Genomic DNA, 8,070 nt, shown 5'->3' on the forward strand with positions numbered 1-8,070 from the left:
TTAGGAAGGAGTTAAAGCGGAAAAAGGGTGCCCGGCGGGGCTGGTCGCGTGGGGCAGGAAGACAAAAAAGGTGGTGCCGGCCCCGGGCTGGCTGTGCACCTCGATGCGGCCCCCGGCGTTCTCGACCATGCGCTTGACCATGTAGAGCCCGATGCCCGTGCCCTCAACGTGGTCGTGAAAGCGTTGGAACATGGTGAACAGGCGCGGCAGGTAGGCGGGGTCGAGGCCGAGGCCGTTGTCGTGGACTTCGAGCACGGTGTGGCCCGGGCGCACGTGGGCCCGCACGTCGACGTGGGGCGTACGGTCGGGGTGCCGGTATTTCACGGCGTTACTAAGCAGGTTGTAGACGATGCTGCGCAGGTTCTTTTCGGCGAACTGAACGGGCGGCACGGCCGACACGTCGATGAGGAGCCGGGCGCCGGCGGCCTGCAGCTGGGGCAGCAGGTCCTGCCCGACGTCCTCGACGACGGTGGCCAGGGTGACCAACGTGGTGGCGGGCGCGTGTTCCTTTTGCAGCTTGGAGACCTCCGTGAGGTGGTCGATGGTGCGCTTGAAGCGTTCCACCGCCTCCAGCATGCGGGCCAGGGTGGGGCCTACCTCCGCATCCTGGGCTACCTCGGCGGGTAGTTCCTCCTGCAGCAGGTAGAGCAGGCCCTCGATGTTGGCGATGGGGGCTTTGAGGTCGTGGCTGGCGGTGTAAATGAAGTTGTCGAGGTCGACGTTGGTGCGGATGAGCTGCTGGTTGGCATCCGCCAATTCCTGGGCCATGTCCCGGGCCTGCTGGCCGCTTTCTTCCACCACCCGCCGGGCCTGCACCTGGTCAGTGATTTCGTGAGCGAAGACCAGCAACCCGTCGACCGCACCCTGGGTGTTGCGGCGGGCCTGGTAGGTGAAGGTGAAGTGTATCTCCTCCAACGCCTCCCCGTCGTGACGGGACAACATCAGGGACAGCTCCTGGGCCACGTAGGTTTCACCCGTCTCGTACACCTGCTGCAGCAGGTCAGGAACGGGCGAGTCGCTGAGTTCGGGCAGGGCTTCCAGCACGGGCCTGCCGAGCAGCGTGCGGCCGGGGAAGATGCGCTGGTAAGCCGGGTTGACCAACTGAAACACCAGGTCGGGGCCGTCCAAGATGACGATAGGCGTCGGCGCCTCCATGAAAAGATGGTGCAATTGCTGGCGCTCGGCCTCGCGCTGCTGGCGGGCCTGCACCTGCTCGGTGACGTCGAAGGCAAAGATGGAGATACCGGCAATCTGGTCGTTTTCGCGGTAGGCCTGGTAGGTAAAGGTGTAGTACACCTGCTGGACCGGACGGCCGTCAGCGGGCTCGAGACGCATGGGCATTTCCACGCCAAAGAAGGTTTCGCCGGTGCGGTATACCTGGTCGAGCAGCTTCAAGAAGCCGGCTTCCTTGGTTTCGGGCAGGGCCTCGGCCACGGTCCGGCCGGTGAGCTGGCGGTCGGGAAAGAGCTGCTGGTAGGCGGCGTTGACGTACTCGAAGCGGTGCTCGGGCTTGCGCAGCAGGGCCACGGCGGCGGGGGTGTCGGCCAGCATGTGGAACAAGGCCTCGCGCTCCTGTACCTGCCGCTGGGCCGCGGCCAGGGCCTCTACATGCAGGGCCTCGGCCTGGCGGCGGGCGTGCACCCGCTCGGTGGCATCGACGCCGAGCGTGAGCACGCCCTCCACCTGTCCCTGGGCATCGAATAGGGGCTGGTGCACGATGTCGAAGTACACCTCGCGCAGCGCCCCGTCGCCGTCGCGGTCAATGGTCGTCCGCATTTCGAGCTGTTGTTGCGCCTCGCCGGTGGCATACGCCCGGTCGAAGGGCCGGTGGGTTGCTTCGCCGAGCTCGGGCAGGGCTTCGCGGCGGGGTCGGCCGAGCAATACCCGCTCGCCGAACAGCGCCTGGGTGAGGGGGTGCACCAGCTCGAACACGTGCGCGGGCCCGCGGTAGAGGTTGAGGTAGAACGGGGCCTGGCGGAAGGCCTGGTCCAGCCGCTGGCGGGCGTGGTCGGCCTCCTGGGTGCGGGCGGCCACGCGGGCCTCCAGCTCCTGGTTGAGCTGTTCCATCTGCTGGCGCGCCAGTACCTGCTCGGTCACTTCAATGCCCACGGTTATCAGGCCCGTCACCTGCCCCAGCGCGTCGTGCAGGGGCTGGTAGGTGAAATTGTAGTAGCCCAAGGCCGGTAGGCCGGCTTGGGCGCGGTCCAGCACCGTCGGGCGCTCCTGGAAGGCCACGGGCTCGCCGGTGCGCAGGGCCGTGGTGAGCAGCTCCTCCAGCCCCTGGCCCGCCAGGTCGGGCAAGGCTTCGAACAGGGGGCGGCCCAGCGCGGGCGCCACCGGCCGGCCCCACAGGGCCCCGAGCGAAGGGTTGGCCAGCTCCACCACGAACTCCGGGCCCCGCAGGATGGCAATGGGCACCGGCGCCTGCTCGAAGGCGCGGCCCAGCGCCGCGCGCTGTTCTTCGGCATCGGCGCGGGCGGCTTTTTCCCGGTCCTGGCTTTCGCGCAGGGCTATTTCAACGGACGAGCGGGGCTGGTCGGCGGTGTCGCTGAAGCTCACTACCAGCCGGTCACCGGCCCGGCGGCTGGCCAGCCGGTAGTAGTTGTCGAGGCCGTCGGCCTGGTAATTGACGTCGTAGCGGCCCGGCCCGTCGGCCAGAAAGGAGTCGCGGTAGAAGGCAAAGATGCCGGCTTCGACTGCGCTGGGGTACAGGGTCAGGAACGACTTGGTGGGGCACTCCGGCAGCTGCAGCATCCGCTGGGCGGCTGGGTTCAGGTGCACATACGCCAGGTCGGTGATGGTGGCCGGGTCCGCGGGGTCGTACACGGGCCGGAAGACGATGATGCCCGTGAGGGAAACGTCCAGGATGGCCTGTAGTAGGTCGTCGGCGGGGGCAAGGGCAGCAGCGGCGGGCGGAAACATATGCAAACGTGGCGGAGGGAAGCAACCGAACCGAGCAGCGGTTGGGCAACGCGCTACGTTCGGACAACGAAGATGCAAGACAAAACGGACAGCACCGGGAAGGGTTGCCGGCTGCATAGAAACACTAGGTGGCTACAGGTGGCGGCGGGGCAGCGCAACAGGCTTTTTCGGGAGGGCTCCCGAAAAAGCCGCTCGGGTTCCGGTTAGCGCCAGCGAACCGGCCTGCAAAATAGCCGAAAACAGTAGACACCCGCATGGGCGAGGGCGCGGCGTTTGGCGTATACCGGAGCCGGACGCCGCCTCAACCCCTCCCCTGGCGACGCTGGTCGGCTCTTTCCCTTCCTTATTTCCTTCGTTTTATGGCTTCCCCCTCGTCCACCCCGGCTTCGTCCGCCCCCGAAAAGAAGCAGGTCCAGTCCCTGCAGCAAAAAAACACCCGCCTGCGGCAGCAGAAAGTGGCCGCCGACGAGCAAAAAGCGCAGGACCAGCGCTACGAGCGCAGCCAGGACCGGTTCCGGACCGTGTTCGAGAACTCGCCGATGGGCCAGAAAATCATCGACCCGGACCTGCGCATCCGCCAGGCCAACCAGGCGCTGGCCACCCTGCTGGGCCTGAAAAGCCTGAAGAAGGTGGTGGGGCGCAAAATCATTGACTTTGCCCACCCCGACTTTGTCAAGGACTGGGAGCAGCTGCAGGAGCAGCTCTGGGACCACAAGAAGCCGAGCTTCGTGCTGGAAACGTGCCTGGTGCGCCAGGACAAGTCCTCGTTCTGGTGCCGGGTCACGTCGGTGCTCTTTCCCGACGAGGAGGGCGAGCTGGGCTACACCACGCTGGAAGACATCACGGCGCGCAAGCAGCTGGAGCTGGCCAACCAGCACCTCTACGACACGCAGGAAACCATCTTGCAGCTGGCCGCCCACGACCTCAAAGCGCCCATCGCCAACATCCTCATGATAATGACCATGCTGCGGGGCCACGCCGGGGTGCTCAGCATCGACTCGGCCATGGCCCGGCAGGACGTGGAGGCCCTGCTGGGCCTGGTGGAGCAGGCCTGCGGCAAAGCCGACGCGCTGCTGCGCGATGTGCTGTTTCTGGGCCAGCTGGAGGCCACCCGCCTAAAAAAACACCGCACCAACTTGGGGGCCTTCCTGGACAAGCGCGTGGCCGTGTTCCGCCTCTCGGCGCAGGACAAAGGCATCCACCTGCGCCTGAACCTGCCCAAAACCCCCATTCACGCCGACATCCACGCCGACAAGTTCGGCCGCATCCTCGACAACCTGCTCGCCAACGCCCTCAACTTCACGCCCGCCGGCGGTAAGATTCGCGTGGGGCTGCGCCAGCTCAAAGGCCGTATCCGCCTCGTGGTGCACGACACCGGGCTGGGCATCCCGGAAGCGCTGCAGCCCCACGTGTTCGACAAGTTCACCTCGGCCTCGCGGCCGGGCCTGTACGGCGACACCACCACGGGCCTGGGCTTGTTCATCACCAAGCAGATAGTGGAAATGCACCAGGGCAAAATCTGGCTCGACAGCAAGGAAAACGAGGGCACAACCTTTTTCATTGACCTGGAATAAGGACCCGGGCGCCGACCCCGTTTCACCCCGAGCACCTTGGCCCGCGCGCGCTGACGCCGCGGCGCCAGCCCAAGCAGCGGGCGGGGCTGCCTTTACACCGGGCGGGGCCTAGTCCTGGCTTTGGGAGCCGCGCCGAGCACGGGGGCGCTGAGCGGCTGGTAGAGGCCGAAGAGGAATTCGAGGCGGGCCAGCTCCGAAGGGAAAGGCTGGGGGGGGGTAGCAGCGGTCGACGGCGCGGTCGAGGGCGGCTTGGGCGCAGGCCAGGGCCGGGGGCATGGTGGTGGGGTCGTAGAGGGCGGCGAGGCTTTCGCCGGGAAAGGCGGCGCAGGCGGCCAGCACGGCCTCGGCGGCGTCGGTGACGGCCTGGCGCTGGGCATCGGTGGGCGCGGGTGGGAAAGACTAGGTGTTGTAGACGAGGGTGCCGGAGTAGCGGAAGTCGTTTTTTAAGCGGCTCGAAGTCAGGTAGGCTGGAGAAGAGTATCGGTTATAGCTTCCATTAGTTGTTGAAGTCGCAGGAAGAAGCCTTTCCCGATATGATACCTGATACCGTCCCTTTACATATTGCAAACGAACGATTGGAATAGGTGACAAAGTCTTATAACGTTTTTTAAACGACGACCGTTTGCAGCATGTAAACAGGGTGTTCTAGTTCAAACCACTATTGGCGAATTTGCGCGCTAGCAAAGCGCGTAAATTCGCCTCCTTTGGAATAAAAACCCTTTTTATGGCTGTTGTTGCCCCTTCTACTGTCTTTCCGCTCGCAGGATATGAGCGGTTGTGCTTCTTGAAAAATGTCGTAACGCATCCCCAAATAACGATTGGGGACTATACGTATTATGATGATTTTGAAAGTGTTGGGAATTTTCAAAAGAACGTGCGGTACCTATTTGACTTTACGGGGGACCGCCTAATTATTGGAAAATTTTGCATGATAGCTTCGGGCGTAGAGTTCATCATGAACGGAGCCAATCATTTAACGACGGCCGTAAGCGCGTATCCCTTCGCTGTTTTTGGAGGTGATTGGGCGACCGCGATGCAAGATAAAACATACCCCACAAAGGGCGATACCGTCGTGGGGAATGATGTTTGGATTGGATACCGAGCGACCATTTTACCGGGCGTTACCATTGGCGATGGTGCGATTATCGGTTCTTACGCTGTGGTAACTCGCAATGTCCCAGCCTATGCCATCGTCGGCGGTAATCCGGCCCAGGTAATTCGGCCGCGCTTTGAGGAAGCCACCATTAGCCAGCTATTGAGCAGTGCCTGGTGGGAGTGGCCCTTGGAGAAGATTACCCATTACGCTCCCTTGCTAACCGGGGACGTAACGGCGTTTTTAGCTGCTTACCAAGCAGAGAAAAGTAGCGAAGCATAGCACCCTTATATTAGGAAAATTCCATGCGGGCCGCGCCTCGAAAGGAGGCCAAAAACGGCACGGATTCCGGGAAGTGTGGCCTTGGTTACAAGGTTGGTCCAGAAGGTAAGTGGCGCGCTTGTCAACCGCCACTTTTTACACAGCGATAGGCACTGACAGGGCGTTTTCACCGTAGGAACCCTGCATTCAGCGCGTTCTGGTGGCCACCTACGGAGTTAACGTACCGTTTTCCCGTCACGCGGGCAGGGTTGTTTGTCCGTTGATGGCTGAACAAGTTACCTGCACTAAACAGACTTGTTTTCCGCTCGATATACCCAGCACCAGACGATTAGGCGAATGGTACAGGTATAGGGTCGTTTCACCGAGCAAACCAGCCCTGCTGGCCGCTGGATGCCCTATTTTGAGGGGTGAGTGCCGCCTTCGGAAGCAAGCCGCTTACCTTGTGGACCAACCTTGTAACCAAGGCCAACGACCCAAACGACGAATTATGTATTTTCCCGCAGAACTACCCGAATGGGGGTCACTCCCTCCTTTACCCTATACTTTAACGGTCTGCGACAGGGGAAAGGCGTAGTAGTTCCCCATCCTTATAATCAGTCAGCAGCCAGACAGAACCGTCGGGCGCCTGTAGCACCTCCCGAATGCGGCGTTGCAACCAAATACGCTCTTCTGAACTCACATTGTTGCCATCAAGGGTAAGCCGAACAAGGGCTTCGGAATTAAAGCTTCCCAGCAGGGCATTGCCAGACCAGTCCTTAAACAGACTCCCGGTGTAAAAGGCCAGCCCGGAAGGAGAAATGGCAGGATGCCAGTAATAGACGGGAGCGGCAAACTCAGGCTTTGTTTCATGAGCGGGAATAGGACTCCCATCATAGTTATTCCCGTTGCTTACCACGGGCCAGCCGTAGTTCTTTCCAGCTAAGGGAATGTTTAACTCATCGCCATGTAGCGCGCCCATCTCATGGATCCACAATTGTTTGGTAGCGGGATTAAAAGCCGCCCCCAGTGGATTACGATGGCCATAAGACCAAATCTCAGGTCGTACCCCTTTTTTGTTTATAAAAGGATTAGTCTTTGGGATGGAACCGTCAGGGTTTATTCGGATCATCTTTCCAAGATTGCTCGTCAGATCCTGGGCTGGTTCGGACCGCTGGCGTTCGCCGGAAGTAATGAACAACGTACCGTCCGGGGCAAAAAGGAGTCTTCCTCCAAAATGGCCCCGACCAACGGTCTTGGGTACCTGTCGCCAAATAACTTCTATGTTGCGTACTTCCTGGCCTTCTAAGCGGCCACGTGCCACTGCGCCGCCTTTAAGAATGGCATCACTATAATCATTAAATTTACCCAGTCGAGGGTCCCCAATATCACGGGTAATGTTGGGCTGCTGGTCGGCCGCTTCTGTGTAAGAAAAATAGACCAGCTTAGTACGGGAAAAATCAGGATCAATCTTTACATCGAGCAATCCTCCCTGTCCGTGATATTCAATTTTGGGCAGCCCACGGAGGGGCTCGGAGAGCTTACCCTGTGAATAAATCCGTAAACGACCGGGCTTTTCCGTGATCAGTAACCTGCCGTCAGGGAGCCACGCCATGCCCCAAGGCTCATTGAGGGTGGCGAGGTGTTCGATTTTTACCTTCCCCGATTTTGTCTCGACCACATCCGGCGGGTTTACGGGCGCTTTCTTTTCCTGGGCGTGCAACGTTGCGCCGGCCAAAAGCAGCGCAAGGGTAAGGACTTCTTTCATAAGGTGTTTTAGTAAAAAATTTCACACGTTGACGGTATCCCAACGCACCAGCTCTAGTATTGGTTATTAATGACTGCATGCACCATGCTTATCACCGCGGATTTCCTTTGTGATAAGCTTAGTACGCTGCTTCGGGTGCCTGGAATCATCCGCTTCACAGATATTTTCGAAAATCAGTGGAGCACTGCTTTCTGAGTGCGCTAAATCGGAAAAGTACCACGTCCAGGCGGTAGGGGCGGTGGGGCAAAAACCGCCCTTATTCCGAGGTCGGGGGTATAACTTGCATTATGTCAAGCAACTATTCTGGGATGAGACCCAGCTTATGAGTAGCCGCCACCCCTAGCTTTTGTCTACTTTTCACTTTTCTAAAGGCCAGGTACTAACGGGTAGGCTATAAACTGGAGTTGTAGTGGGATTCTTTACTTTTTCGGCCAGTTGAGGGGCCCGGCGTACGT

At 60.5% G+C, this 8,070-nt stretch carries 4 protein-coding genes and 1 pseudogene; 2 read left to right on the top strand and 3 right to left on the bottom strand.

Going from position 1 to position 8,070, the window contains the following annotated elements:
* Window positions 1-2,922, bottom strand: a complete 2,922-nt coding sequence (locus tag B9A24_RS08580; protein ID WP_159451995.1) for a PAS domain-containing sensor histidine kinase — start codon at window positions 2,920-2,922, stop codon at window positions 1-3.
* Window positions 2,923-3,281: 359 nt separating this feature from the next.
* Here B9A24_RS08580 and B9A24_RS08585 point away from each other — a divergent pair, with 359 nt between their 5' ends.
* Complete coding sequence (locus B9A24_RS08585; RefSeq protein WP_159451996.1) at window positions 3,282-4,496, top strand: PAS domain-containing sensor histidine kinase; 1,215 nt, start codon at window positions 3,282-3,284, stop codon at window positions 4,494-4,496.
* Window positions 4,497-4,604: 108 nt separating this feature from the next.
* On the opposite strand, the pseudogene B9A24_RS08590 reads toward B9A24_RS08585, so the two are convergent.
* Window positions 4,605-4,862 (bottom strand): annotated as a pseudogene (locus B9A24_RS08590) (type IIL restriction-modification enzyme MmeI); the annotation flags it as partial.
* A 358-nt stretch (window positions 4,863-5,220) separates the two neighbouring features.
* Between B9A24_RS08590 and B9A24_RS08595 the strand changes: the two are divergent.
* Entirely contained in the window at window positions 5,221-5,871 is a 651-nt protein-coding gene (locus tag B9A24_RS08595; protein ID WP_084444758.1) for a CatB-related O-acetyltransferase, read from the top strand.
* Between the two features lie 544 nt (window positions 5,872-6,415).
* On the opposite strand, the gene B9A24_RS08600 is transcribed toward B9A24_RS08595, so the two are convergent.
* A complete protein-coding gene (locus B9A24_RS08600; RefSeq protein ID WP_084444759.1) occupies window positions 6,416-7,615 on the bottom strand; it encodes a PQQ-dependent sugar dehydrogenase in 1,200 nt (399 codons plus the stop codon).
* Window positions 7,616-8,070 lie beyond the last annotated feature (455 nt).

The organism is Hymenobacter roseosalivarius DSM 11622 (assembly GCF_900176135.1).
Classification (GTDB): Bacteria; Bacteroidota; Bacteroidia; order Cytophagales; family Hymenobacteraceae; genus Hymenobacter; species Hymenobacter roseosalivarius.